This is a genomic window from Pseudaeromonas sp. HNCC25DJ180 (assembly GCF_055413345.1).
On sequence record NZ_JBVAYF010000008.1, the window covers coordinates 76,585 to 99,704 of the forward strand.

Annotated in this window: 23 protein-coding genes; 12 read left to right on the forward strand and 11 right to left on the reverse strand. The window is 59.1% G+C overall.

Annotated features, from left to right (window positions below; translation table 11 throughout):
• Position 1: 1 nt before the first annotated feature.
• The 4 genes from rsxD to rsxA are packed head-to-tail and all read right to left on the reverse strand — an operon-like array spanning position 2 to position 4,246.
• The gene (gene rsxD / locus ACZYTD_RS08875; RefSeq protein WP_463891359.1) at positions 2-1,087 is read right to left on the reverse strand and encodes an electron transport complex subunit RsxD; all 1,086 of its coding nucleotides are present in this window, start codon (positions 1,085-1,087) and stop codon (positions 2-4) included.
• A 6-nt stretch (positions 1,088-1,093) separates the two neighbouring features.
• Positions 1,094-3,115 carry an electron transport complex subunit RsxC gene (rsxC, locus tag ACZYTD_RS08880; RefSeq protein WP_463891360.1) on the reverse strand — a complete coding sequence of 674 codons (2,022 nt, stop codon included), beginning with the start codon at positions 3,113-3,115 and terminating at the stop codon, positions 1,094-1,096.
• A complete protein-coding gene (gene rsxB / locus ACZYTD_RS08885; RefSeq protein WP_463891362.1) occupies positions 3,112-3,663 on the reverse strand; it encodes an electron transport complex subunit RsxB in 552 nt (183 codons plus the stop codon). The genes rsxC and rsxB overlap by 4 nt, the downstream gene beginning before the upstream one ends.
• 1 nt (position 3,664) lies before the next feature.
• Entirely contained in the window at positions 3,665-4,246 is a 582-nt protein-coding gene (gene rsxA / locus ACZYTD_RS08890; protein ID WP_463891364.1) for an electron transport complex subunit RsxA, read from the reverse strand.
• A 294-nt stretch (positions 4,247-4,540) separates the two neighbouring features.
• Between rsxA and tyrR the strand changes: the two genes are divergently transcribed.
• Entirely contained in the window at positions 4,541-6,094 is a 1,554-nt protein-coding gene (tyrR, locus tag ACZYTD_RS08895; protein ID WP_463891366.1) for a transcriptional regulator TyrR, read from the forward strand.
• Between the two features lie 51 nt (positions 6,095-6,145).
• Here the strand turns inward: tyrR and ACZYTD_RS08900 are convergent, their stop codons facing one another.
• Together ACZYTD_RS08900 and ACZYTD_RS08905 are read right to left on the reverse strand one after the other, a co-directional pair.
• Positions 6,146-6,886, reverse strand: coding sequence for a UDP-2,3-diacylglucosamine diphosphatase (locus ACZYTD_RS08900; RefSeq protein WP_463891369.1), 741 nt, complete (start codon positions 6,884-6,886; stop codon positions 6,146-6,148).
• 74 nt (positions 6,887-6,960) lie between these two features.
• Positions 6,961-7,452, reverse strand: a complete 492-nt coding sequence (locus tag ACZYTD_RS08905) for a peptidylprolyl isomerase (RefSeq protein ID WP_463891371.1) — start codon at positions 7,450-7,452, stop codon at positions 6,961-6,963.
• Positions 7,453-8,056: 604 nt separating this feature from the next.
• Between ACZYTD_RS08905 and ACZYTD_RS08910 the strand changes: the two genes are divergently transcribed.
• From ACZYTD_RS08910 to cysS, 3 genes are all read left to right on the forward strand, one after another.
• Positions 8,057-8,257: a hypothetical protein gene (locus ACZYTD_RS08910; RefSeq protein ID WP_463891372.1), complete on the forward strand. Its 201-nt coding sequence runs from the start codon at positions 8,057-8,059 to the stop codon at positions 8,255-8,257.
• Between the two features lie 79 nt (positions 8,258-8,336).
• Entirely contained in the window at positions 8,337-8,537 is a 201-nt protein-coding gene (locus ACZYTD_RS08915) for a hypothetical protein (protein WP_463891373.1), read from the forward strand.
• A gap of 115 nt (positions 8,538-8,652) precedes the next feature.
• Complete coding sequence (gene cysS, locus ACZYTD_RS08920; RefSeq protein ID WP_463891375.1) at positions 8,653-10,032, forward strand: cysteine--tRNA ligase; 1,380 nt, start codon at positions 8,653-8,655, stop codon at positions 10,030-10,032.
• Between the two features lie 66 nt (positions 10,033-10,098).
• Here cysS and ACZYTD_RS08925 read toward each other — a convergent pair whose 3' ends face one another.
• Positions 10,099-10,851 (reverse strand): substrate-binding periplasmic protein, encoded by a 753-nt coding sequence (locus ACZYTD_RS08925; RefSeq protein ID WP_463891377.1) that lies wholly within the window; start codon positions 10,849-10,851, stop codon positions 10,099-10,101.
• Between the two features lie 356 nt (positions 10,852-11,207).
• On the opposite strand from ACZYTD_RS08925, the gene ACZYTD_RS08930 reads away from it, so the two are divergent.
• The 7 genes from ACZYTD_RS08930 to pmrB are packed head-to-tail and all read left to right on the forward strand — an operon-like array spanning position 11,208 to position 17,345.
• Positions 11,208-11,852 carry a thermostable hemolysin gene (locus tag ACZYTD_RS08930; RefSeq protein ID WP_463891379.1) on the forward strand — a complete coding sequence of 215 codons (645 nt, stop codon included), beginning with the start codon at positions 11,208-11,210 and terminating at the stop codon, positions 11,850-11,852.
• Positions 11,849-13,279: an AMP-binding protein gene (locus tag ACZYTD_RS08935; protein ID WP_463891380.1), complete on the forward strand. Its 1,431-nt coding sequence runs from the start codon at positions 11,849-11,851 to the stop codon at positions 13,277-13,279. The genes ACZYTD_RS08930 and ACZYTD_RS08935 overlap by 4 nt, the downstream gene beginning before the upstream one ends.
• A complete protein-coding gene (locus ACZYTD_RS08940) occupies positions 13,276-13,974 on the forward strand; it encodes a TenA family transcriptional regulator (RefSeq protein ID WP_463891382.1) in 699 nt (232 codons plus the stop codon). Before ACZYTD_RS08935 ends, ACZYTD_RS08940 begins: the two co-directional genes overlap by 4 nt.
• A complete protein-coding gene (locus ACZYTD_RS08945; protein ID WP_463891383.1) occupies positions 13,964-14,842 on the forward strand; it encodes an SDR family oxidoreductase in 879 nt (292 codons plus the stop codon). Before ACZYTD_RS08940 ends, ACZYTD_RS08945 begins: the two co-directional genes overlap by 11 nt.
• Complete coding sequence (locus ACZYTD_RS08950; protein WP_463891384.1) at positions 14,839-15,504, forward strand: hypothetical protein; 666 nt, start codon at positions 14,839-14,841, stop codon at positions 15,502-15,504. The genes ACZYTD_RS08945 and ACZYTD_RS08950 overlap by 4 nt, the downstream gene beginning before the upstream one ends.
• Positions 15,501-16,244 carry a response regulator gene (locus ACZYTD_RS08955; RefSeq protein WP_463891385.1) on the forward strand — a complete coding sequence of 248 codons (744 nt, stop codon included), beginning with the start codon at positions 15,501-15,503 and terminating at the stop codon, positions 16,242-16,244. Before ACZYTD_RS08950 ends, ACZYTD_RS08955 begins: the two co-directional genes overlap by 4 nt.
• A complete protein-coding gene (pmrB, locus tag ACZYTD_RS08960) occupies positions 16,245-17,345 on the forward strand; it encodes a two-component system sensor histidine kinase PmrB (protein ID WP_463891386.1) in 1,101 nt (366 codons plus the stop codon).
• 149 nt (positions 17,346-17,494) lie between these two features.
• On the opposite strand, the gene ACZYTD_RS08965 is transcribed toward pmrB, so the two are convergent.
• The 4 genes from ACZYTD_RS08965 to ACZYTD_RS08980 form a co-directional block, all read right to left on the reverse strand.
• Positions 17,495-18,256, reverse strand: a complete 762-nt coding sequence (locus tag ACZYTD_RS08965) for a heme ABC transporter ATP-binding protein (protein WP_463891388.1) — start codon at positions 18,254-18,256, stop codon at positions 17,495-17,497.
• Complete coding sequence (locus ACZYTD_RS08970) at positions 18,253-19,263, reverse strand: FecCD family ABC transporter permease (protein WP_463891390.1); 1,011 nt, start codon at positions 19,261-19,263, stop codon at positions 18,253-18,255. Before ACZYTD_RS08970 ends, ACZYTD_RS08965 begins: the two co-directional genes overlap by 4 nt.
• A 4-nt stretch (positions 19,264-19,267) precedes the next feature.
• Positions 19,268-20,122, reverse strand: a complete 855-nt coding sequence (locus tag ACZYTD_RS08975) for a heme/hemin ABC transporter substrate-binding protein (RefSeq protein ID WP_463891392.1) — start codon at positions 20,120-20,122, stop codon at positions 19,268-19,270.
• A gap of 69 nt (positions 20,123-20,191) precedes the next feature.
• Positions 20,192-20,935: an energy transducer TonB gene (locus ACZYTD_RS08980; RefSeq protein ID WP_463891394.1), complete on the reverse strand. Its 744-nt coding sequence runs from the start codon at positions 20,933-20,935 to the stop codon at positions 20,192-20,194.
• 173 nt (positions 20,936-21,108) lie between these two features.
• Between ACZYTD_RS08980 and ACZYTD_RS08985 the strand changes: the two genes are divergently transcribed.
• Positions 21,109-23,118 carry a TonB-dependent hemoglobin/transferrin/lactoferrin family receptor gene (locus ACZYTD_RS08985; RefSeq protein ID WP_463891395.1) on the forward strand — a complete coding sequence of 670 codons (2,010 nt, stop codon included), beginning with the start codon at positions 21,109-21,111 and terminating at the stop codon, positions 23,116-23,118.
• Positions 23,119-23,120: the final 2 nt, after the last annotated feature.

Consider the following 23,120-nt stretch of genomic DNA (forward strand, 5'->3'; position numbering starts at 1 on the left):
GTCAGGCCCTCTTATTATGGTTTTTCTGATGATTGTTGCTCTGTGTGCCATAGACCCGGGGGCGAGTCAGGGTATCTAGCAAAGGGGTGCAGATATTCGCCAGCAGCACGGCGAAGGCGACACCATCCGGGTAGCCGCCCCAGGTGCGGATCACGAAGATCAGCAGGCCAACCAGCGCGCCAAACAGCAGACGTCCTCTGGGGGTCGTGGCTGCGGTAACCGGATCGGTGGCGATGAAGAAGGCGCCCAGCATGGTGGCGCCAGAGAGCAACTGCATACTGGGTGGCAGGTGATGCAAGGGATCCAGATGCCAGGCCAAGCCACTGCAGGCGGCTAGAGTCAGCAACAAGGCGGTCGGGATCTGCCAAGCGAGCGTGCCGATCAGTATCAGGAACAGGCCACCCGCCAGGAAAGCCAGATTCACCCACTGCCAGCCTAAAGCACCATAGCTGCTGAACAGGGGGTCAGTTCGGATCTGGCTGACGCTTTTACCCAGACCGAGCTGGGTTTTGACGCTATCGAGCGGGGTGGCCGTGGTGAGGCCATCCACATCCAGTAGCAACTGATGCAGGGTTGGCCCCTGGTGTAACACCTTATTAAATATGATGTTGACCGCCTCAGCCAGTGAGGGCAGATGTTGGGCTATTCCGGCGGGGGGCATCCAGGTTGTCATGTGGCTGGGAAAGGAGACCAGCAGCAGTACATAGGCGACCATGGCCGGGTTGAAGGGGTTATGGCCCAGCCCGCCATAGAGTTGCTTGGCCACTATGATGGCAAAGGCGGTACCCAGCACCACCAACCACCAGGGGGCCAGAGGGGGTAGGGAGACGGCCAGCAGGGCACCGGTGAGCAGGGCACTGCTGTCAGCCAGTGATTTCATGACGGGGCGACGGCGCAGGATCAGCACAACCGACTCGCTGAGCAGGGCGGTGAGCAGAGCCAGCAGCAACTGGATCACGACGCCAAACCCGAAGAAGTGCACCTGTACCCAGATGGCTGGCACCATGGCCAGCATCACCAGCCGCATCATGGTGGTTGTCGTCTGCTGGCTGTGGCCATGAGGGGCGCTTGCGATGGTAAAAGCCATAGTCAGTTATTCACTCTTATCTGTGGTGAGGGGGGGCTTGGTATCCCCGATGGCCGGCCCGGTTGCCGATTGCTGGGCCAGCTTGCGTGCCTTGGCGCGGGCAATGGCGGCGGCGACGGCTGCCTTCTTGGGATCCTCCGCAGCGCTGTCAGGCTCGAGTGCGGTTGCCGCGACGGCTCCGCTGACTGGGGCGCTGTCCATGGCCTGCTGCGTCGGCATATCCGCAGATTGAGCCAGTTTGCGCGCCTTGGCGCGGGCGATAGCGGCGGCGACGGCTGCCTGTTTGGCATCCTGCTGGGTATCTGAGTTAGATTCTATCGCGCTGCCGTTGTTTGGGGTGGCGCTTGACTCTGGCTGGGCCTGGCGCTCACGCTGCCGAGCTATGGCCTGCTCTTTACGGGCGATACGCAGGGCCTGCATGGTTTCAGGGCTGAGCATCTCGGCGCCAGCCTGGTGGGGGGCTGGTTGGGAAGCCGGAGTGCTGCCAGCGATCTGCTTGGCCTTGACGCGGGCCAGCGCCGCGGCGATCGGGTCGACCCCTCCGGCCTCGCTACTCATCTGCTCCCGGCGTTGGGCACTGGCCTGCTGGTGGCGGGCCTCACGTTGTAGACGCTCCTCTTCCAGGCGCTGTTTTTTCGCCTCGAAGCGCTGCCTGGCGCGTTCGGCCTGCTCGGCTTCCAATGCCAGACGACCCAGCTCGGCCTTCTCCTCCCGGTAGTACTGTACCAGGGGAATGTTGCTGGGGCAGACCCAGGCGCAGGCACCACATTCGATGCAGTCATCGATATGGTACTCCTGTGCCTTGTCATGATCGCCAGCCCTGCTGTACCAGTAGAGCTGTTGCGGCAGCAGGGTGACAGGGCAGGCATCGGCACACTGGCTGCAACGAATGCAGTTGAGTTCATCATCTCGCGATGGCAACTCCTGCTGACTGGGGGCCATCAGGCAGTTGCTGATCTTGACTATGGGCACATCGGCGTGGGGCAGGGTGAAGCCCATCATGGGGCCACCCATTATGATGCGCTGCCGAGGTTCGGGTTTGAGCTCAAATTGGCCCAGCAACCAACGCACCGAGGTGCCCAGCAGTACCCAGGCGTTGCCCGGTTTGCCGAAGCGCTGGCCTGTCAGGGTGACGACTCGGCGGATCAGCGGCTCATCTTCTACGATGGCCTGGCGTACCGCAAAGACAGTCCCCACGTTGAGCATGATCACCCCCAGGGTGAGGGAGCGTTTACCCGAGGGCACCTGCTTGCCGGTCAGTATTTCGATCAGCTGACGCGCGGCGCCGGAGGGATACTTGGTGGGGATGACTCGCACCTGTACCTGCTCGCCGTCGACGGCAGCCTGCATGGCGGCTATGGCCTCAGGTTTGTTATCTTCGATGGCAATCAGCACCAGGCGTGGCTTGAGGATGTGGCGCATCACCTCTATCCCTTCGGCAATGCGCACCGCCTCTTCCCGCATGAGGCGATCATCACAGCTGATGTAGGGTTCACACTCGGCCCCGTTGATGATCAGGATCTCGACCTTCTCGCGACCTGTGGCCAGTTTCACATCGGTCGGAAACCCGGCGCCGCCCAGACCCACAATCCCCGCTTCGTGGATGCGTTTGACCAGCTCGACCGGGGTCAGTTGCTGGTAGTCGGCGAGCGGATGGCGCGTACGCCACTCATTTAGCCCATCGGGCTTGAGATGAATGCAGGGTTCACTCAGCCCGGAGGGGTGGGCGACCGTGTGCATCTCGATGCTGGAGATGAGGCCTGAGGTGGGGGCATGAATGGGTACCTGCATCCGCGATTCTGGGCGTGTCAGCGGCTGGCCAGCCAGTACCCGCTCCCCGGGTTGCACTATCACCTCGGCACTGGAGCCAATATGTTGCTTGAGCGGCAGTACCAGCAGGGGGGGGATGGCCGCATGTACTAGCGGCGCTTCACTGGACTCACGCTTGTGCTCATCCGGGTGAATACCGCCATGGAAGTCCCATAGCTTGCCGTTGCGGATCTTGTCGATGACACGAGATAGGCTCATTTGACCATCCTTACGGGGATGGTTTCCAGATCCCAGTTCCAGGTGTCGGGGGTGGTTGGCACATCAATCATCTCGATACAGTCCGTAGGGCAGGGGGCCACGCAGAGATCACAGCCGGTACACTCTCGCTTGAGCACGGTATGCATCAGCTTGGCGGCTCCGACTATGGCATCCACAGGGCAGGCCTGGATGCACTTGGTACAGCCGATGCACAGATCCTCGTGAATGAAGGCGACCTGTTTGATTGGCGGTTCAATCGGCCCATCTACGGGCACCTCCACGCCCATCAGTTCGGCGATGCGCTTGATGGTGGGGTCGCCGCCAGGCACACACTTGTTGATGCTATCGCCATCGGCGATGGCCTGGGCATAGGGTTTACAGCCTGGGTAACCACACTGGCCGCACTGGGTCTGGGGCAAGAGGGCATCGAGCTTTTCAACTATGGGGTCGGCCTCTACCTTGAAACGGACGGCGGCATAGCCAAGCAGCAGACCAAACAGCAGGGCCAGGGCGGCAAAGATGAGAACGACTATCAGGATGTGATTCATATCAAGACTTGATCAGGCCGGTGAAGCCCATGAAGGCCAAAGACATCAACCCCGCGGTGATCATGGCGATAGAGATGCCACGAAACGGCAGGGGAACATCGGCGGCGGCCAGTCGCTCACGCAGGGTGGCAAACAGCGCCAGTACCAGGCAAAACCCTATCCCGCCGCCCAGTCCGTAGATAAGGCTAGCCAGAAAGTTGTGTTGCTCGGTGACATTCAACAACGCCAGCCCCAGCACTATGCAGTTGGTGGTGATGAGTGGCAGGTAGATGCCGAGCAGTCGGTAGAGATCCGGGCTGGTCTTATGCACCACCATCTCGGTGAACTGGACTACTACGGCTATGACCAGGATGAAGGCCATGGTACGCAGGTAGCCGATATCCAGTGGCATCAACAAGAGGTGGTCCACCAGATAGGAGAAGGCCGAGGTCAGGGTCAGGACAAACGCTGTGGCCAGACCCATGCCGATGGCGGGCTCGAGTTTTTTGGAGACGCCCATGAAGGGGCAGAGTCCCAGGAATTTCACCAGCACAAAATTATTGACTAAAACCGTGCTAATCAACAGAAGAAGATACTCAGTCATCTGGATGCTTTACCAAGAAAAATGGCGGCTATTATCGGCCCTTGACTGCCCCATAACAACCTCAAAAAACGTATAACAATGGTATGGGATTAGCTTTCTGCCTGGGCTGTCGTGGCTAACGCCAGGGCCTCTCCTCTCAGGCTGCCTCTTGCCAGGGGTGGCGCTCTCCCTCGCTTTTCCAGGGTGAGGGTTGGGGTTAGGCTTTCTTCTTTGGCTGTGGCGCCTTACCATCGTCACTTTGATTATTTTCTCTTGCCTTCGGGTCTCCGAAGGGAAGCGCTTAGCAGGAACCCCATGCGTCTACAGGTCAGTTGTCAGGACAGAATTGGTCTCACCCGCGAGTTGTTGGCGCGGCTGGAGGAGAATGCCATCGACTTGCGGGGGATCGAGCTCGATGTCTCGGGGGTCATCTATCTGCATTTTCCCGAGCTGGGGTTCGAGCGGTTACAGCAGTTGATGCCGGAGATCCGCCGCATCAAGGGGGTGCTGGATGTGAAGACGGTGGCCTTCATGCCTTCGGAGCGGGAGCATCATCAGGTCCAGGCCTTGATGAAGGCGTTGCCGGATCTCATCTTCACCCTAGATACCCGGGGGCGCATTACTCATGTTAACGAGGCCGTGCTTAACATCTTGCGTCTGGATCTCAAGGATATTCTCGGTCTGCAGGTGGGCTCCTTTATCAAGGGCTTTGGTTTTTTACAGTGGCTGGGGGAGGGGGCGCGCCAGGCGGAAACGTGCAAACTCAGCTTTGCCAGTGAGGATTACCTGGCCGATATTCTGCCGGTCACGATTCCCGAGGCCGATGGGGGCGTGGCCCTGGCCTGTGCCCTGGTGATCCTCAAGTCGGCACGGAGGGTGGGTCATTACTTCAATCTGATGCACGCCCATGATGATAGCCGTTTCGATCTCTTTACCGCCCAGAGTCAGACGATGCAGGATCTGCTGCACCAAGCCAGACGCCTGGCCATGCAGGATCTCCCCCTGCTGATCCAAGGCGAGACGGGCTCCGGCAAGGAGATGTTGGCTCGGGCCTGTCACCGCGGCAGTCTACGGGCCAGTGGCCCCTTGTTGACCCTCAATTGTGCCGCCCTGCCTGATGAGGTGGCTGAACATGAGTTGTTTGGCTCGGCCCCTGGCGCCTTTGGCCCTGAGTGGCCGGGTAAGATAGGCTTGCTGGCCCAGGCCAGTGGCGGTTCCTTCTTGCTGGATGAGGTGGCTGAGATGTCGCCTCTGCTGCAGAGCAAGCTGCTGCGGGTGTTACAGGATGGTCGGTTTCACCGGGTGGGGCAGACCGAGGAGGAGCTGGTGGATGTGCGCATCCTCTGCACCAGCCGTCAGCCCTTGGTGGCGCGGGTGCGACAGGGGCTGTTTCGGGAAGATCTCTTCTTTCGCTTGAGTGTGTTGCAGTTGGAGATGCCACCGCTGCGTCAGCGTCAGGCCGACATCTTGCCACTGGCCCAGCAGTTTGTGGTGCGGATCTGTGATGAACTACAACGCAGTCGTCCGCGCTTCTCCCGCCATCTTGACGAATTTCTGCTGGGTTATTCCTGGTCTGGCAATGTGCGGCAGCTGCGTAATGCCCTCTATCAGGCGCTGACCCTGCTGGAGGGGGAGGAGCTAGAGCCGCGGGATCTGCGATTGCCCCATATGGAGCCCTCTGCGGCAGGGGCTGAGCAGTGGTTCGAGGGCTCCTTACACGAGGCGAGCAAGCGGTTTGAGAAAGCCATGCTCGAGCGGCTCTATCCGCTTTACCCCTCCAGCCGCCAGTTGGCACAGCGCTTGGGGGTGAGTCACACTGCGGTGGCCAACAAGCTGCGCGAATTTGCGATTGGCAAGAAGGAGGCGTAGCTCATCTCGTGGCTGATGCAGAGTGACGCCCCACATCAGCCGCAAGATGGTTTAGGCCTGTAGGGGCAGGCTCTTGAGCCGTAGGCCATCCGGGCTGGCTTCCAGCACACTTAGGCTACGATCCCAATCCCCCAGCACTATGCGCTCGGCACGTTGGTTAAGACCACTGACTCTATCCTGAATGGCGAAATCCAGGGGATGAACGGCCGGCTTGTGGGTATGGCCATGGATCATCACGCTGGCGTCATGCTCTTCGAGCAAAGCTTGTACCGCCTCCGGGGTGACATCCATCAACATCAAGGACTTTCCCTGTTTACCCTGGCGCATGCGCCCGGCTATCTCCAATCGTTTAGAAAGTGGCAGGCGTAGGAATAGCCAGCGCAGCCAGCCGATGGCCGTGATACGGCGGAAACGTTGATATTTTTCATCCAGGGTGCAGAGCAGATCCCCATGCAGCAACACCACCTGACGGCCATAGAGGGCTAGCGGATGCACAGAGGGGAGTAGGGTCATGCCTGAGGCGCGGGCAAAGGCCTTGCCTATCATGAAGTCCCGATTGCCATGGATAAAGTAGAGCGCTGTGCCTCGGCGATTCAGGGCGGCCAGCGCCTCGGCTACCTGCAGTTGCAAGGGGGAGCATTCATCGTCACCAATCCAGAACTCGAAGAGATCACCCAAGATATAGAGGGCCTCTGCGCTAGGCGCTTCCTGCTCCAGGAAGTGAATGAAGGCGGCGGTCAGATCGGGTCTGAGCTCACTCAGGTGGAGATCGGAGATAAACAGGGTCTTCATGGGGGCTCGACTGGATAAGGCACAAGGCAAGAGATAGGGGAAAGTGAGGGAGTTGCCTCCCTCGGCGTCACGCGTTAGGCGACGGTGACGCGTTCGATGATCACCTCTTCCTTGGGAACATCGGCATGCCCGCCTGCTCTCCCGGTCTTCACGGCCTTGATCTGGTTAACGACATCCATGCCATCGACAACCGCGGCGAAGACACAGTAGCCCCAGCCTTGAATCGACTCATTTTTGAAGTCCAGGAAATCGTTATCGGCCACGTTGATGAAGAACTGGGCGGTGGCAGAGTGGGGATCATTGGTACGCGCCATGGCCAGGGTGCCAACCTTGTTGGCCAGGCCATTGTTGGCCTCGTTTTTGATGGGGGCGCGGGTCTCTTTTTCGGCAAAACCGGTCAGATACCCACCACCTTGGATCATGAAGCCGTTGATCACCCGGTGAAACAGGGTGCCGTTGTAGTGGCCGTCACGGCAGTATTGCTCGAAGTTGGCACAGGTGAGCGGCGCCTTGTCGGCGAACAGTTCAATTTTGATATCGCCATGGTTGGTGTGCAGGGTGATCATGCAATTTCCTCTATAACGTATTGATGAGTCATGGCCAAATGGCGCCATCACTCAGCCAGTTTCAACTCTACTCTGAGGCGGAAATTCTGCAGCTTAGCCAGGCGGGAGTCCAACACTTTTCACGCCTTGGCTTTGCGGCGGGTTCCTTGTGACGCCATTGCTGAGTTAGGCCGTTAAAAATAGAACTATCAATACGTGATGGGCTTCAAGCTATTGGCCTTTACTCTGCCAGCGGGCGAGGATCTTTGATCCTGTCGACAATTTTTCACGTTCTGACTGTTAGACTAAGTACAACCTGACAGAAATGAGAGGTGACATATGAGCGATAATCTTCTTTGCCTTTCCATGCTGTTGTTCTTGGTCTGCGGGGTGGGTGGCAGTGTGATCTGGTTGTCCCTGTTGACCATTCCCCATAAATGATCCCAGTTACCGCGCACGGGTTGCGCGGTGTTACCGTTTGTTCCCCCTCAACACCTTCCCTTTTTACTCGCGTTGGTTCCCTTTGTGCAATTCAGTCTCTTCCTGAACGCCGCCTCTGTGCCTCTGTTGGCCATGTTCTATACTTAACTTGACGCCGTGATCGGGCCTCAGGCCGGAGGTGACCATGTACCAGGACAGTGATGTGAGTATTGAACTTCCCATTGCTTATGTTCGTGAGCATTGCACGGCATGGGCGCAGTTATGCAAGGAGCTAGATCTTGAGGCGAATGGTTTGGAACGAGCCATCTATCTGCCCAGTGACAGGGTTAGCCTGGATCTGGCTCAAGCCAAACGCTATGGCCTCTGTCAGGAGTGGTGGCTCTAGGCTGTTGCGGCATGACGGATTATGTTCGAGCGCCACCTGATTCAAACTGCACAGCAGTTGTATTTCGGGAGATTTCATCATGCTCAAAGCGAGTGACGTTATCATCGAATTGCCCCTCTATTATGTGCATGACGAATGCCATGATTGGGACGGGCTCTGTGCCGAGCTGGGCATGCCAGCCGATTGCCTGGAATATGGTTACTGTGAACCGGAAGAGAAGGTGCGACTCACCTTGGCCCAGGCGCGACAGCACGGACTGTTTCAGGGGTGGCAGCTTTGATCACCGCTCGCTGATTATCCCCTTCAATCAGGCGGCGCCCTCGGGCTCTGCCTCTCGTCAACGACGGCAAGAATCGCTAGAATGGCCCTTCGTTTTTTTCGACACAGGTTAGGTCATGCTGAAGATTTACAACTCCCTCACGCGGCAAAAAGAAGAGTTCAAACCCATCCGTCCTGGCAAAGTCGGTATGTATGTGTGTGGAGTCACTATCTATGACCTGTGTCATATCGGCCATGGCCGTACCTTTGTCGGCTTCGATGTGGTGGTGCGTTATCTGCGTTACCTCGGCTATGAGCTGACCTTCGTCCGTAACATCACGGATGTGGATGACAAGATCATCAAGCGCGCCGCCGAAAACCAGGAGTCTTGTGAGGCGTTGACCGAGCGGCTCATTGGCGAGATGCATGCCGATTTCGACGCCCTGAACCTGCAGCACCCGGACATTGAGCCCAGAGCCACGTTACATATTGCCGAGATCCTCACCCTGGTGCAGCAGTTGCTGGATAACGGTAACGCCTATGTGGCTGCTAACGGCGATGTGCTGTTTGCCATCGACAGCTTCCCGGAATATGGCCGACTCTCCGGGCAGGATCTGGAGCAACTACAGGCGGGGGCCCGGGTCTCGGTGGAGGAGACTAAACGCAACCCGCTGGACTTTGTGTTGTGGAAGATGTCGAAGCCAGGTGAGCCCACCTGGGATTCGCCCTGGGGCGCGGGTCGTCCTGGTTGGCACATAGAGTGCTCGGCCATGAACTCCAAACATCTGGGCAACCATTTTGATATTCACGGTGGTGGTTCGGATCTGATGTTCCCCCACCATGAGAATGAGATAGCCCAAAGCTGCTGTGCGCACCACACTGCCTACGTCAATACCTGGATGCACACGGGTATGGTGATGGTGGATACGGTCAAGATGTCCAAGTCGTTGGGCAATTTCTTCACCATCCGAGATGTGCTCAAGGTCTACGACGCCGAGACAGTGCGCTACTTCCTGATGTCCGGTCACTATCGTAGCCAGCTCAACTACTCCGATGAAAATCTCAATCAGGCCCGGACGGCACTGGAGCGTCTCTACACGGCGCTGCGGGGGCTGCCTGTGGTTGCGGCAGCCGGTGGCGAGGAGTATGTGGCGCGCTTCCAGGCGGCTATGGATGATGATTTCAATACCCCAGAAGCCTATTCCGTGCTGTTTGAACTGGCCAGAGAGCTCAACCGTCTCAAGGGCGAGGGGGCGGCCTCTGCTGCTAGCCTAGCTGGGCGTCTGCGTCAGTTGGGGGGGGTGCTGGGTCTGCTGGAGCAGGATGCCGAAGCATTCCTTCAGAGCTCTGCCGGAGGCGATGACGAGGTGGCCGAGATCGAAGCGCTGATCCAGGCGCGTAACGATGCCCGCGCGGCCAAAGATTGGCCTGCCGCCGACGTCGCTCGTAATCGCCTGACCGAGATGGGGATAGTACTGGAAGATGGCCCGCAGGGTACCAACTGGCGGCGCAAGTAGCTGAGGTTATCAAGTAACGACAAAGGCTGCCTTGGCAGCCTTTGTCGTCTTTGGCGCTGGGCCCCCCTAATCCGGGACTGAGATCAGTTGGTATTCAGCTTGCAGCTGGCCAAACTCGGGGCGTTGTTGCAATTGCCGCAAGGCCTGCTGGAAGCGCTGGACCACCTCATCACTGATGGCAGCGTTGAAGGCATAGCAATCATCCAGGGTGGCCAGGATTAGCGCAGAATGAAAGGTTTGTGGCTTCTGTCCCAGCTGGCTTAGTTCGTATTGTGCAGTGATCTCATGGACGGCGATAAAGGGCAGCCTATTGGCCACAAACAGGCGCAGTAGTTGATGCATATTTTGTGTGGCGACTATCTGTTGCTCGCTAACCTGCTGGTTCAAGAGTAATTGCTCCCCGACGTCTGCTCGTATGGCGCCAATTTTTTGCGCCTTCAGGTCAGTGAGTTGCTCCAGCTTGGGTGAGTTGTCAGCCTTGCCCAAGATAACCACTCGGCTGCGACTGATGGGGCAGGCCCACTTGAATTGGGGGGAGCGGTGCGGGGTCCGGGATAGGGTAAATAACACGGCATCGGGTTGTTGGGTGAGCAGGTAGTAGGCGCGATCCCAGGCAAGCAGTTGGATCTTGGGGGGCGGAGCCCCTAGTTCCTGCAGGACCAGCTCCAGCAGGCGCACGCTAAAGCCATCGATTGGCCCTTTTCCCGCTTGAAAATTATAGGGTGGCGCCTGCTCGGTATAGTAGTTCAAGGCGGGAAAGGGCTCGGTGGCCCTGGCGTTCCCGAACAATAGCAGCAACAAGAGCGTGATCCGTAACATGGTGCCTCCTGGCTTGGCGTCGTTTTTCTCAGTGGCAGTTGTCCCGTCTAACCTTCAACAGCCTGGCTCCCTGACGGACAGGATTCGATTAGCTCAGAGCCTGCTTACTAAAAGCGTAGCAGCACCCCAGCGCTTCTACGTACAAACCTCTCCTGCCGAACCACGCTATCGTTCCGGGCAACCGCTTTCGCTATCCATTCATGCAGATTATTAACGCATTCTTCGCCGTCTTAATCCCTGCTTAAGGTAGGCCCTCTACTCTCAATTTTATAAGGTGTATATCTCCTGTCTGTTTAGTGGATGGATAGGAGTAGCCACAGTCCTGAAGGGCGCTACGCGCCGGGTAAGGGGAAATGATGGAAGCTGCAACACAGTTTGAACCCGCAAGACTCCACCTCTCGGTGCATATGACACCGCCTGCCGATATTCAACGCTTTGTCTGCCAGCGTTTTGCGCAGGAGCATGGTGCCCAAGTGGCTCAGCTGCTGCCTTGGCAATGTGGGCTCCGCGATGGTGACGGGCGCCTGCTGGCCAGTGCCGGATTACGCTCGGCGGCCTCAGGCCCCCTGTTTTTGGAGTATTACTTATCTGCGCCGGTGGAGCAGCAGCTGGCCGCGCGTCTGCAACAGCCGGTGGCGCGCCACGAGATCCTGGAGATAGGCAACCTGGCGGCAGAAAAGGGGCGAGCCCGTTGGCTGGTATTGAGCCTGATCCGTTATCTGGCTGAGCAGCGTTTTCGCTATGTGGTGTTTACCGCGACCGATCAGGTGCAACAGCTGTTTGCGCGGGTGGGGTTGGCGCCGCTCTACCTGCAGGAGGCCACCCCCGACCGGGTGCCGGATCCACAGAGCTGGGGGCTCTACTATCAGCATACCCCCCAGGTGCTGGCCGGGGAGATCCGCTCTGGCTGGACGCAGTTGCAGGCCATGCCGAGGATGCAGGCGCTGCTGAGTCAGTTGCCGTTAGGGGACAACGATTTACCAGGAGATCGGGGTCAATGAAGCAGATTTTACTACGGCTGGCCGAGTATGCGGCCCAGGATCCGGCGCGGCCAGCCCTGAAGGCGGTCGGGCAGTCACTCAGTTATGGCGAGCTCTGGCAGCAGATCCAGGCGACAGCCGAGCAGCTGCGGCTCTGGTATCCACACGCGGAGCGTCCGTTAGCGCTGTTGGGCGATAATGGACTGGCCTGGGTGATCACTGATCTGGCCTGTGCCTTGGCCCAGCGCCCCTGTGTGCCTGTGCCCCCCTTTTTCAACGAGCAGCAGCGGCAGCATCTGCTGCAACATAGTGGCTGCGCCGGAGTGCTCATGCTCCAGCAGGGCCAGTTGCAGCACCAACCGCTGCCAGCTGTTCCCGGCGCGCCTGCGCTACCGACGGGTTGCGTGAAGATCACCTATACCTCGGGGACCACAGGCACCCCCAAGGGGGTCTGCCTCAGTGGTGAGCAAATTGACCAGACGGTGCTGGCGCTGGCCGAGCGCGTAGGCGAGCTGGGGGTGACGCATCACCTCTGCACCCTGCCCCTGGCGGTGTTATTGGAGAACTTGGCGGGTGTTTATCTGCCCCTTAGCTTGGGCAAACAGGTGAGCCTGCTGCCGCTAGCCGAGCTGGGGCTTGGCTCCCTGCAGCAACCTGAGCCGGGGCGTTTTATCACGGCGCTGGCGGCAAGCGGTGCCGATAGTGCCATCCTCTTGCCCGCCACCTTAAGCTGGCTGGTGGCCGGCGTCGCGCAAGGGGGGATCTCGGCGCAACAGTGGCGCTTGCTGGCGCTGGGGGGCGGCAAGAGCAGCCATGCCCTGCTGACTCAGGCCGATGAGCTGGGACTGCCGGTGTTTGAAGGGTATGGCCTCTCTGAAGTGGGATCGGTGGCCGCCTTGAATGGCCCTCTGGCGCGTCGCTTGGGCTCGGTCGGCCGGCCCTTGACGCATCTGCAGATGAAACTGGCCGCCGATGGCGAGGTGCTGATCCGTGGCAACGCCATGCTGGGCTATCTGGGGGAGCCACGCTCGGTGACTGACGAGGCGTGGCTCGCCACTGGGGATTGGGGCGAGTTTGATGCCGACGGCTTTCTCTTCATTCAGGGACGCAAGAAGTCGACTATCGTCACCGGCTTTGGCCGCAATGTGGCTCCCGAGTGGCTGGAGGCGGAACTCGCTGCGCTGCCCGGTGTGTTGCAGGTGTTTGTCTATGGTGATGAAGCGCTGGGGTTACAGGCGCTGCTGTTTGCCCCTGGTTTGCAGGCTCGGGGTGAGGCCGAGCAGATAATCACAGAGCGAAATCAAAACCTTCCTGAGTATGCCAGGCTGACGGAGTGGCGCTTTATCCCTCTCCCCTTTACTGCCGCGAGCGGTGAGCTGACAGCCAATGGCCGCCTGCGCCGCGATGTCATTTTTGCAAAACATGTCCTATCCGAGGTGTTGTCATGAGTTTTTTTGCCCAATTGGTCGAGGCCACCCAAGCCGAGCGTGCTTACCTGCTGTCGGCACCTATCATACTGGCGTGCCAGCGTGGTGAGGTGTCACTTGGCCGTTATGTGGCCTTCCTGACCGAGGCCTATCACCATGTTCGCCATACAGTGCCGCTCTTGATGGCCTGTGGCAGTCGCTTGGGTGAATCCCATCGCTGGTTACAGGATGCCATCACCGAATATATCGAGGAGGAGCGGGGCCACGATCGCTGGATCCTCAATGACATCCAAGCCTGTGGCGCCGATGCCGATGGGGTCTACCACGGCCAACCCAGCCTGGCCACCGAGCTCATGGTTAGTTACGCCTGGGATAGCGTGATGCGCGGCAATCCGGTCTCCTTCTTTGGCATGGTCTATGTGCTGGAGGGCACCAGCGTCAATCTGGCCACCCCCATGGCGCAATTGATCCAGCAGAAGTTGGCGCTGCCCGAGCAGGCCATGAGTTACCTCTACTCTCACGGCTCCCTGGATCAGGAGCATATCCAGTTCTTCCGCACCCTGATGGAGAAACTCGACGATCCGGTGGATCAGGCGGCCGTGATCCATATGGCCAAGGTGATGTTCCAGCTTTATGGCAATGTTTTTCGCAGCTTGCCCATGGATGAAATATCAGCCGTGATGGATGAAGGCAAAGGAGTACCGCATGGTCGCTAACAGTGGGAGTGTAACGGGAAAATTAGCCCTGGTGACTGGGGCCAGTGGCGGCATAGGGGCTGCCATCTGCCGGCGGTTGCGCCAGGAGGGGTGGAGCCTGGTGCTGGTGGCTCGAGGCCTGGCTCAACTGGAGTCGTTGCAGGCCGAGTTGCTGGCTAGCACACCCGGGGCTGGCACGGTGGCGACCGTGCCACTGGATTTGACCCAGGCCGAGTCGGCCCAGGCGCTGCTGGCCTATCTGCAAGCATGCACCCCACGGCTGGATCTGCTGATCCATGCGGCGGGCACGCAGCGGTTTGCCTGGCTTGCCGAGCAGGATGAAGCCGCACTCCAGCAGCAGGTGAGTCTAAATCTGCTGGCTCCGATCCGGCTCACCCGAGCCCTATTGCCGCTGCTGGGGGCCCAGAGCACAGTGGTAAATGTGGGCTCCACCTTTGGGGCCATAGGCTATCCGGGCTTTAGCATCTATTGCGCCACCAAGGCCGGGTTACGGGGCTTCACCGAGGCCCTGGCGCGGGAGCTGGGCTCGCAGGGGCCACGGATCTGTCTGTTGGCGCCACGGGCGACCGCCACCGAGCTTAACCATGGGGCTGTGGATGCACTCAATCAGGCGCTGAAAAATGGGGTGGACAGCCCTGAGTCTGTGGCGAATGAGCTGATGCAGCTGCTTGGTGACCGGGGGCGGGAGCGCTACATAGGTTGGCCGGAAAAGCTGTTCGTCCGGCTCAATGGCCTGTTACCTGGGGTGGTCGACAGGGCGATAGCGGGGCAACTGGAGCAAATTCGTCACTTCGCCCGCTCGGCCCTGGCTTGGAAGGTGGGGGCGTCTACTTGCTCGAAACACAACGCACAGGAGAAACAATCATGAAGATTACGCGCTATCTGGCTGGCATGGGCAAGATGGGGGCCCTGGCCGCATTGGGGGGGGCTTTTTTGGTTATGGCGGCAGAGGTCATGGCGGCTGAACTCGAGCCTTATCAGGTTTACCAACATAAGTGGGAGTTGGCCCAGTATCAGCAGACGGGTGATGCCCAAGAGCAGGCTCTGGCTACCTTGGCGGCCGAGGTGCGCAACGCGGCCCTGGCTCACCCTGAGGATCTCAAGCTCAAAACCTGGGCCGGGATCATTATTGGCAGTTATGCCGGTGCCAAAGGCGGGCTAGGGGCGTTGGGGCTGGCCAAGGAAGCCAAGAGTGACTATGAGGCGGTGATCGCCAAGGATGCCAGCACCCTCAATGGCTCGGCGCTCACTTCGCTGGGGGTACTCTATTACCGGGTGCCAGGTTGGCCGCTGGGGTTTGGGGATGAGGAGAAGGCGGCATTCCTGCTCAAGCGCGGGCTTAACTTCAACCCGGATGGCATCGACAGCAACTACTTCTATGCCGATTATCTGATAAGCCAAGGCAAGCCAGCCGAGGCTAAGCCCTATCTGCAAAAGGCGCTACAGGCGGCACCGCGTCCTGGGCGGGAAGTAGCTGATGCCGGGCGTCAGAGTGAGATCCAGCGGTTACAGCAGAAGTTAACCGAATGATACTATGGCCCGATAACCTGACAGTACGGGATACGGGCATGAAGATAATGGTGGTGGAAGATGATCTGCTGCTCAGGCAGGGGGTGCAAAAAGCGCTGGGTAATGAGCAATACAGCTGTGATGTGGCGACCAATGGGGCCGAGGCTGACGCCCTGCTACGAGTCAGTGAGTATGGGCTCATTATCCTCGATCTGGGATTACCTGACCTGGATGGATTAGTGCTACTCAAGCGCTGGCGTCAGCGGGGGCTCAGCCAGCCCGTGTTGATCCTCACGGCACGGGATGGCACGGATAACAAGGTGGCCGGTCTGGATTTTGGGGCCGACGATTATATGGTCAAACCCTTCTCGTTGGCGGAGTTGCTGGCGCGGGTGCGGGCGCTATTACGCCGGGATCATGGCAAGGCCAGTAATCAGCTTGTCTGCGGAGAGTTGCAGCTGGATCTGGAGACCAAATGCGTCTTGCTGGCCGGCAAAGAGGTGACTCTGACCCGTCGGGAATTTGCCCTGTTACGCTGCCTGGCGATTCAGGTGGGTAAGGTGGTAAGCCGAGAGCGGCTGCAGGAAGATCTCTACGACTGGCAGGATGAGATTGGCTCTAACACGCTGGAGGTACACATCCACCATTTGCGACGCAAGCTGGGCAGTGAACGGATCCGCACCCTGCGAGGGGAAGGGTATGTGCTTGATGTGTTGAACCATACCCGTCATGACCACATCGACGGTAATAAGGGTCCCTAATTGTTGACGAAATGGAAGACAAAACAGTTCAGTAGCCTGCGTAGTCGCCTGTTGCTGATGCTGGCCACTATCTTGTTTGTCACCCAGAGCATCTCCATTCTGTGGCTCTGGCATGAGAGCCAAGAGCAGGTGGTGGAGCTGGTTAAATTGGCCCAGGAGCCGGGCCACTCCCTGCATGAGTTGCAGAAGGAGGAGCGGGAGACCATAGAGGCGCTCTTTATTCCCTCGCTGGTGCAGGGGATCATGAGTCTGCTGGTCGCCTATGTGGCCATCAGCTGGGTCACGCGCCCGCTGGCCAGGTTGACGCGGCGCCTGATGGATCGCTCCCACAGCAATTTGCAGCCTATTGTCATGGATGATACCAGCAGCGAGATCACCGCCGTCACTGAGGCGTTGAATGACTTGTTGGCCCGGCTCAGCCTGGCGATTAATCGAGAGCGGCAGTTTAGCGCCGATGTAGCCCATGAGTTGCGCACGCCGCTGGCGGGTATTCGCCTCAATCTTGAGCTGTTGCAGCAAGAGGGGGTTGCTGAGATTACGCCTTTGCTCGAGCGCCTGGATGGCTTGCACCGTACCGTAGAGCAGTTGCTTGCTATGGCCAGATTGGAGCGCAATATCATCACAGGCGTAAGCGGGGAGCTGGAGTTAACCCGCGATGTCCTGGCACCTATGGAGTCGGAGTGTCGCGAGATGCTGGCGCGGGATCGGCTGCGTTTGAGTACACAACTAGAGCCCGTGATCTTGAAGGGGGAGGCGGCGTTACTGCGCACTCTGGTTCGCAACCTGCTGGAGAATTGCGGTCGTTATGCCGAGCCTCACAGTGAGGTTTCACTGCGGGTGCAGCGAGTTCGCGAGACGGTGCAGGGTCGCGAGCGGGAGTGGGCAGAGCTCACGGTGCAGGATGTGGGGCCCGGCGTGGATCCCCAACGCCTAGTGCAATTGACGGATGCCTACTCTCGCCTCGATTCCCGCGGGGGCGGGGTAGGGCTAGGGCTCAACATAGTGGCGCGTATCTGTGAGTTGCACCAGGCGCAACTCTCGTTTGAAAACTGCTATAAGCCACGGGGCCTGAGGGTGCGAGTGTTATTGCCCTTGGCATAACGAATCCTCTGGTTGCCTCAGCCGCTCTGGTGGCCACAGGCGCTCTGCTGGCTTAAGAAGCCATGAGGTCAGCCGCTCAAACCCCATTACAACAACGCCCTCCTCTGAGGGCGTTGTTGTTTCTAGGCCAGGGTCAGACTAATAGGGGGTCAGACCACCAGTGGTCGGCCATCCAGCGGATGATGCCACAGCTCGGGGCCAACCCCGTACAGCCTATGCAGCAGCGGGGCCGTCATGGTGTCGCGAGGGGAGCCATCGGCCAGCAGTTGCCCCTGTTGCATCAACAGCACGCGATCGGCATAGCGGGAAGCCAGGTTCAGATCATGCAGCACTATCAGCACGGCGTGACCAGCCCGAGCCTGAGCTTGAGCCAATTGCAGGCTTTGGTGCTGGTGGCCAGGGTCGAGCGCCGACGTCGGCTCGTCCAGCAACAGAATGCCTGGCTGTGAGGGGTCGATCTGGGTCAGGATCCGGGCAAAGTGAAGGCGTTGCCGCTCGCCCCCCGAGAGTTGCAGATAGGGGGCATCCCGCAGCTCCCAGACATCCAGTTCTCGCATGCAGCGCTCGACTCGCTCCCGGTGGGTGGCCGGGTCGGTTCGCCAGGGCAGGCGACCTAACTCGACCACCTCGCGGGCGAGAAAATCGAAGCTCAAGGTGGAGCTCTGGGGCAGCACCACCAGACGCTGAGCCAATTGTTGCGCGGGCCAGCGAGTTCGTGGCGTGCCAAACAGAGAGATTTTGGCTTGAGTGGCTATCTCGCCTGTGATGGCTCTTAACAGGGTCGATTTGCCACAGCCATTGGGGCCGAGCAAGACGGTGAGCTCGCCGGTTCGCAATGACAAGGCAAAGCGGTCAAACAAAGAGCGAACTCCGAGTTGCAGTGTCAGATCGGTAATGGTCAGGGCATTCATCGACTTCCTCCACGCTGTTGTTGCAGCAACCATAAGAAGAAGGGGGCACCTAGCAGCGCAGTAATGAGCCCGACTGGCACCTCGGCAGGCGGGGCCAGTTGCCGCGCCAACAGATCGGCCAACAGCAGCAGTAGCGCGCCCCCGAGTGCCGACAACGGCAGTAGCTTGCGGTAATCGGGGCCACTCATCAGACGCACCAGATGCGGCACCATCAGACCAACAAAGCCAATCATGCCGGCGGATGCAACAGCGATACCGACGGCCAGTGCGCACATAAAGATGGCGTAACGCTTGAGCCGCTCCACATTCACCCCCAGATGGCGCGCCTCGGCCTCACCCAGCAGCAGGGCATTGAGCGCGCCAGCTTGCTGCTGACACCAGCCCCAGAAGAGCCCTGCCATCAGGGTAGAGAGCATGACACGCGGCCAGTTGGCCCCCGCGATGGAGCCCATCTGCCACAGTGAAAGATCCCGCAGCTGTTCATCGTCTGCCACATAGTTGAGTAGTCCCAGCACAGAGAAGGCAATGGCTCCGACGGCAACGCCAGCCAGCAGCATCATGAGCATGGAGGTGCCCAGGCTGCTGCGACCAAGACGGTAGACCAGCAGTGTGGTCAGCATGCCACCGATAAACGCCAGCAGCGTAGTGGAGCCTAATGTCAACCAGGGCAGGGTGAGGGTCGGAAGCAGCACGATTGCCAGCCCGGCGCCGAGGGCGGCACCCCCGCTGACCCCTATGATGCCAGGATCGGCCAGCGGATTGCGGAACAGCCCCTGGAGCACGGCACCACTTAGGGCCAGTAGGGCACCCACGGCCATGGCCATCAAGCTGCGAGGCAGACGGATCTGCCAAAGCACCAGTTGATGGGTCGGGTCGCCCTGACCCCAGAGCGTCAGCCAGATGTCGTTAATGGTCAACGGCATAGCGCCGCAGAGCAGTGACAGCAGGGTTAGCAGTAGCAGTGGCCCACCTAGTAGCGAGAGCGACCAGTGCGTGGGAAGTCGCATCGGTTTAGTGCTCCTGGCTGGTTGGGAGCAGTTGCTGCTGCAGCGTCTGGGCCGCCTGCAATGTGCTGAGGTTGAGCCCGGCAATCAATGCCTGCCCCGAGACCGGATAGAGCGGTAGTTGTTGCAGATCGGGATGGTTGACTATCTGTGGCAGGGCATGTTCCAGCAGTTTCGGATCCTGTTGCAGGCTGCGTTGGCTGACCAGTATGCCATCTGGCTTCATGGCCAAGAGCGATTCCAGGTTGAGTTGCTGGTAGTTACTCAGGCTGGCCGCCGGATTTTCACCGCCAGCTAAGGTGATCAAGGTGGAGGCCGCCGTATTGCCACCGGCCACCATGGCCGGCCGACCCGGATGGGTCATCAGGTAGAGGAGGCGGGGTGGTTTGCTGAGCTCCTTGGCTCCCTGCTGCAACCTGGTGATTTGGGTATCGATACTCTCTTTGAGTTCGGTGGCGGCCGCGGACTTGCCCAGCAGTGCGCCCAGGGTATCGATGTTCTGCTGCAACGTTGCCACATCGGCACGGCTTGAGAGTCGCTCGACCTTTACCCCAGCCTGTTGCAATTGCTGCAGCGTGGTATCAGGCCCCATCTCATCGCTACCAACCAGCAGGCTTGGTTTGAGCGACAGCAGCCCCTCACTGGCCAACTGCCTATGATAACCGACCACGGGCAGCGTCATGCCTTGCGGTAATCGGCTGCTGGAGTCGACGGCGACTAGCTGGTCGCCACTGCCGAGTTTGAGAACCAGTTCTGTGATACCAGCACCGGCGCTGATGATACGCGGCTGTGAGTCTGACGTTTTTGCCTGCAGAGGCAGCAGGGGGAGCAGAGTCAGCAGCGCGATAAGTGATCTTTTCATGATATCTCCATCAGTTGGGGAATAGTGGCTGGCATGGCCAGCCCTGGGGTGAGCCGTGACGCTGACAGGTCAGGTCAGATTAAAACGGACAGGCACCAGGGCCTTACTGGCTCCGGTCATGCCGGATGGGGCGATAAATTTCCAGCTCTTAACCGCAGCCAGTGCGGCCTGATCCAGCACGGAATGACCCGTACTCTGTTTGAGTGCCAGGGTGATGACATCTCCCCGGGTATCCATGAGCACCTCTATGAGGCAGGAGCCTTCCAGACCGCGTCGCCGAGCCATCCGTGGATAGTCTGGGGCTGGTTGGGGGCCGCGATAGCGGGGTGGGTAGCTAGCCGGTACCGCGTCTTCTGGCCGAGCCGTACTCTTTGGTGGCTTGTCGCTTGCTCCCGTCGCTTGGGTGTCCCCGGCAGAGAGCCGCGTTTGGGGTGACGCTGAGTTGAAGGCTTTGGGTGCCGAGTGGTCATGAAACTTAGCTGGGTTGGGACGGCGGGCCTCAGCATGCGCCTTAGTCGCCTGAACACGGGTTGCCTTAGCTGTTTGGCTTGCCTTGGCTGCAGTGGGTTGTGCCGTAGGCTTTTTCGCGACATGCGGTTGGTTTGCCATGAGGGCGGGTTTGGCTTGCGGCGGCTGCGGCAGTGGTGTGGCAGCAACAGGCATGCTGCCCTCGGTGAATGTGACCGATAGGGTGTTTGCTGGGGCTGGCTGTGGTTGTTTGGGCATAGCCTGGGCTTGGTATAACAGGGTCAGGAGCCCGAAGTGGACCCCTATTGAGGTGATAGCCGAAAGCCAGATTATGAGTTTGCGCATTGAGGGTCTCCTCCTCGGACTCTGTCGCTAGGTCGAGTCCATACGTCACTGTTCTGGGAGGCATACTACTTAAAATTCCAATCAACAGCAAATGAGAATCGTTTGCATTGGCGCCCTTGTCGTTTTACTCTTTTCGCCGGTTTCAGCTAAGAATCATGGGAAAGGAGTCAAAAGTGAACGATATATCCAAAGTGGCTATGGCGGTTTGTGCCGTACTCACCTCTGCGGCGCAAGTCCAAGCTGCCGAAGAGGAATCACATACGCTGGAGCTCGTCACTGTCTCGGCAACACGAGACAACAAGCCGGTCGAACAGCAGCAACGCCAGGTTGCGCTCGTAAAACGTGAAGAGATCGAGACTCGCCAAGTCGACTCTGTCGTCGAAAGTCTCAAATACGAGAGCAACATCGAGAATATCGGCGGCAGTCGCCCCGGCGCACAAGATCCGGTGATCCGTGGTCTGAGCGGGGATCGCGTGTTGCAGGTTGTCGATGGGGTACGGCAGAACACCCGCTCGGGCCATCGTGGCACCTACTTTATCGACCCTGAGCTGGTGCAGCAGGTTGATGTGGTCAAGGGACCATCCAGCTCCCTGTGGGGCAGTGGGGCTTTGGGCGGTGTTGTCTCGACTCGTACGCGAGGCGCCAATGATCTGTTGAAAGCCGATCAGGATCTGGGCGGTTACGTCAAACAGGGCTATCACTCCGCCGATGACAAGTCCCTGACCAGCGGCGCCGTCTATGGGCGCACCGATGGCAAGGAGGGCGATTGGTTGCTGAATGGTTATTACAACGACAGCAACAATATTCGTCTGGGTAATGGGGAATCGTTGCAAGACTCGGCGGCCCGTCAGCAAGGGGCCGCGGGCAAGTTCGGCTGGAACCCGGATGATGCACAACGCCTCGAGCTATCCCTGCGTCATAGCGAATCTAACCAGAATGCACCGAGCAACCCGAGTGAGAATGTGAGCTCCTCGGTTCCTTTGGTCGAGCAACAGACCAAGGATTTCAATGCCACTCTGGATTATCACTACACACCCGAGAACCCGCTGATCGACAGCCGGGTGACGACCTACTACAACAAGACCAACTTCGATGAGTATCGCATCGTCAAGGCGCAACAGGACGAGGTCAACTTCCAGACTGTTGGCCTCAATGCCAACAACCGCGCCGAGTTGCCGATTGGCAACCTGTTGACCGGGGTTGACCTCTATGTCGACAAGACAGATGGCAGCCGCGAAGGGGCCAACCGACCGATCCCCTCCGATGGTCGTTCTCGAGTCTGGGGTGCCTTTGCCCAGTATGAGTTGCCGTTCCTCACCGACTGGACTCTGACGCCGGGTATCCGCTTTGACCAGTTCCATACCGAAGATAAGCAGCAAGCCGGTTCGGCCCGTACCGATGATAACTGGTCACCATCCGTTGGTTTGGCTTGGACCGCAACGCGCTGGCTGACCCTGGGGGCTCGTTATGATGAGGCGTTCCGGGCGCCAACCAGTGAAGAGCTCTACACCTCGGGAACCCATTTCTGCATGGGGCCGACGATGTGCAACACCTTCCAACCCAATCCGGATCTGAAGGCGGAAACCGCCAAGAACAAGGAGCTTTCGGCTCGCCTGGCCTTTGAGAATGTGCTCAGTGAGGATCGACTGGCTCTGAATGCCAGCTGGTTTGATAACGATGTCGACAACTTTATCGAACAGCAGGTGATCAACGACTTCCGCAACATGATCTTCGAGACCCGCTACAACAACGTCTCCCAAGCTCAGCTTCGCGGTTATGAGCTGGCGGCGGAATATGGGTGGCAGAGTCTGACGGCGAACCTGGGTTATGGTCAGACCCGCGGCACCAACAAGACCACGGGCGAAGCCCTCTCCGGCATTCCGGCTGATAAGTGGGTGTTTGGTGTGAACCAAGGACTGTGGATGGATCAGGTCACTGTGGGGGCTCGTGTTTCCCACTATGGCCAGCAGGATCGGGTTCCGGCGAGCAATGACGTGGCCAGCTACGACGGCTATACCCTGGTCGATCTGGCCATGCGCTGGCAGCCCAAGCAGAACGGTTGGCAGAACTGGCGCGTCAATCTGGCTCTCGACAACCTGACCGATCAGTTCTACATGCCTGCATTCAACCAGCTCTATGCGCCAGGCCGTAACGGCAAGTTGTCCGTCGCCTACCAGTTCTGATA

Excerpts from the sequence above, each read along its gene's own strand:
- ACZYTD_RS08930 (WP_463891379.1), top strand. The coding sequence starts at position 11,208 with ATGGAAGCTGCAACACAGTTTGAACCCGCAAGACTCCACCTCTCGGTG.
- ACZYTD_RS08915 (WP_463891373.1), top strand. The coding sequence starts at position 8,337 with ATGCTCAAAGCGAGTGACGTTATCATCGAATTGCCCCTCTATTATGTG.
- ACZYTD_RS08925 (WP_463891377.1), bottom strand. The coding sequence starts at position 10,851 with ATGTTACGGATCACGCTCTTGTTGCTGCTATTGTTCGGGAACGCCAGG.
- ACZYTD_RS08935 (WP_463891380.1), top strand. The coding sequence starts at position 11,849 with ATGAAGCAGATTTTACTACGGCTGGCCGAGTATGCGGCCCAGGATCCG.
- ACZYTD_RS08970 (WP_463891390.1), bottom strand. The coding sequence starts at position 19,263 with ATGCGACTTCCCACGCACTGGTCGCTCTCGCTACTAGGTGGGCCACTG.
- rsxB (WP_463891362.1), bottom strand. The coding sequence starts at position 3,663 with ATGAATCACATCCTGATAGTCGTTCTCATCTTTGCCGCCCTGGCCCTG.
- cysS (WP_463891375.1), top strand. The coding sequence starts at position 8,653 with ATGCTGAAGATTTACAACTCCCTCACGCGGCAAAAAGAAGAGTTCAAA.
- ACZYTD_RS08975 (WP_463891392.1), bottom strand. The coding sequence starts at position 20,122 with ATGAAAAGATCACTTATCGCGCTGCTGACTCTGCTCCCCCTGCTGCCT.
- ACZYTD_RS08910 (WP_463891372.1), top strand. The coding sequence starts at position 8,057 with ATGTACCAGGACAGTGATGTGAGTATTGAACTTCCCATTGCTTATGTT.
- rsxA (WP_463891364.1), bottom strand. The coding sequence starts at position 4,246 with ATGACTGAGTATCTTCTTCTGTTGATTAGCACGGTTTTAGTCAATAAT.
- ACZYTD_RS08940 (WP_463891382.1), top strand. The coding sequence starts at position 13,276 with ATGAGTTTTTTTGCCCAATTGGTCGAGGCCACCCAAGCCGAGCGTGCT.
- ACZYTD_RS08955 (WP_463891385.1), top strand. The coding sequence starts at position 15,501 with ATGATACTATGGCCCGATAACCTGACAGTACGGGATACGGGCATGAAG.
- tyrR (WP_463891366.1), top strand. The coding sequence starts at position 4,541 with ATGCGTCTACAGGTCAGTTGTCAGGACAGAATTGGTCTCACCCGCGAG.
- ACZYTD_RS08980 (WP_463891394.1), bottom strand. The coding sequence starts at position 20,935 with ATGCGCAAACTCATAATCTGGCTTTCGGCTATCACCTCAATAGGGGTC.
- ACZYTD_RS08945 (WP_463891383.1), top strand. The coding sequence starts at position 13,964 with ATGGTCGCTAACAGTGGGAGTGTAACGGGAAAATTAGCCCTGGTGACT.
- ACZYTD_RS08950 (WP_463891384.1), top strand. The coding sequence starts at position 14,839 with ATGAAGATTACGCGCTATCTGGCTGGCATGGGCAAGATGGGGGCCCTG.
- rsxD (WP_463891359.1), bottom strand. The coding sequence starts at position 1,087 with ATGGCTTTTACCATCGCAAGCGCCCCTCATGGCCACAGCCAGCAGACG.
- ACZYTD_RS08965 (WP_463891388.1), bottom strand. The coding sequence starts at position 18,256 with ATGAATGCCCTGACCATTACCGATCTGACACTGCAACTCGGAGTTCGC.
- ACZYTD_RS08900 (WP_463891369.1), bottom strand. The coding sequence starts at position 6,886 with ATGAAGACCCTGTTTATCTCCGATCTCCACCTGAGTGAGCTCAGACCC.
- rsxC (WP_463891360.1), bottom strand. The coding sequence starts at position 3,115 with ATGAGCCTATCTCGTGTCATCGACAAGATCCGCAACGGCAAGCTATGG.
- ACZYTD_RS08905 (WP_463891371.1), bottom strand. The coding sequence starts at position 7,452 with ATGATCACCCTGCACACCAACCATGGCGATATCAAAATTGAACTGTTC.